We start from the raw sequence: 1632 nt of genomic DNA, 5'->3' as shown, positions 1-1632 counted from the left end.
TTTAAGTTTACCTTTTTTCGCCGCATAAAACGGAATTATTTCACCTTAAGAGTCCTTTAGAAGGTTTTTTTTCGTTTTTATTGAAGGAAGCAAATTTTTAACCAGCACAAATAGACATACTTATCAGTATGTTTTTTCTTACTATTCAATTAATAAATTCAGAGTTGTAATGTTAGCTGCCGTGAACTTACTGGTTTCTCTATGTATTTAAAATGCCGAATGCCATGTTTGTCTTTTATCAATATGGCTTCCATCCCCGCTGAAAAACGATATAGAAACATCTTAATTTTATCCTTTGCTTTAATCCCTTTTGCCCGTTCAATCACGTCATGGAAAAATCCATTCTGCTTTTCTACTTTCAGCGTCATAAACGTTATCATAATGGAAACGAGTAAAAACATTCTTTTCAGTCTTGGCAATGTACGAACCCGAACATTTTCTAAGTCAAATTCCTGCTTTTGAACGCGAAACATTTCTTCGATACGCCATCTAGTAATATAAGCTTTCAAAATAGACAGGACCTCTTCCTTTTTTTGAACCCGTTTATTTGTAAGCAGCACCATCGGCTCTTTTCCGTATCCATACACCACAACCATAGTGAATTTTTGACCCTTTAGCGAAGGAATTTCCACAGTAAGATGAGAGACTTTCAAATCATATACGGTTCCCTTTATTTCAGAACGAAAATTGATTTTCCCTTTCCTTCTGATCGCTAAGTTGTGTACAGGGAATTTTTTATTCTGGTACAATAAATTCCGATTTTTCTTCAAACGAATGATAAAGTTATTTTTCTGCTTGAGGATCTTTTTCATGACTTCTATATTGTCATACCCACGATCCATCACAAAGGTTGCCTTCTTTGCCTCTACAAGTTGATTCACGTAATCCAAGCCCTTGTATGTTTCTTCATTTTCGCTGACAAATCCCTTTTCGGCGGCGGAGTACAGATGGGAATAAATTGAAATCGGGTGCTTTGTTTTCGGAGCCACGGCAATCATGTTGGTTGTCCAATATCCATTGCCTATCTTTCCTGTTGAACCATCTCTCACTTGTCCAAGTGCTTCCATTTTACTGGCAGTAGATTTCACAATCTCGGAATTATCGACTAAAACCAGATTATCTTCCTCTTGTAGAAAAGGTTTTACCATTTCCTCATAGTTCTCCAACAGCTCGGATGTTTCGTGAAATTCGTCCATGCGATTGGACAGTCGCTTGACGGTTTGTATCGCTTCAATGGGTTCTTCCAGAGCGCGTGCAATTTTAGTAAGCAAAACAGATCTGCCTTTTGCTAGTCCAAATAACATGTCCAGGATAAAGTTTTTGTTGGGTTTTTGCAGCCCTTGGGTTAATTTGGACGCAAAATGAAAAATGGAACGTTTTGTGGTATAAATTGATTGGTTAAATGTGTTATGATTAGACATAAAGAGTCTCCTTTTTGTGTTCATATATTTTGTTTTAACCCAATAAAATTTTAACACATTTAGGGAGGCTTTTTATTTTTCTTTTTCAATAAATGACGTACATTTTAAGCAAAAAACGTTAAAATAGGCATCAAAAAGTTCATTTATCACTAGAACTTTTCGATGCCTATTTTTTGTTGGAAGTCAATCATTATTTTTAGGTAAACTTAAA

1 protein-coding gene is annotated in these 1632 nt (G+C 35.6%); it reads right to left on the bottom strand.

Going from position 1 to position 1632, the window contains the following annotated elements:
- Positions 1-158 precede the first annotated feature (158 nt).
- On the bottom strand, positions 159-1421 hold the full coding sequence (locus tag IEX12_RS23025) for a transposase (protein WP_159457745.1): 1263 nt from the start codon (positions 1419-1421) through the stop codon (positions 159-161).
- Positions 1422-1632 lie beyond the last annotated feature (211 nt).

The organism is Lentibacillus populi, assembly GCA_014642895.1.
Classification (GTDB): Bacteria; Bacillota; Bacilli; order Bacillales; family Amphibacillaceae; genus Lentibacillus_C; species Lentibacillus_C populi.
The sequence above is the reverse complement of the archived record's forward strand: the minus strand, read 5'-3'. Positions and strand labels throughout refer to the sequence as shown.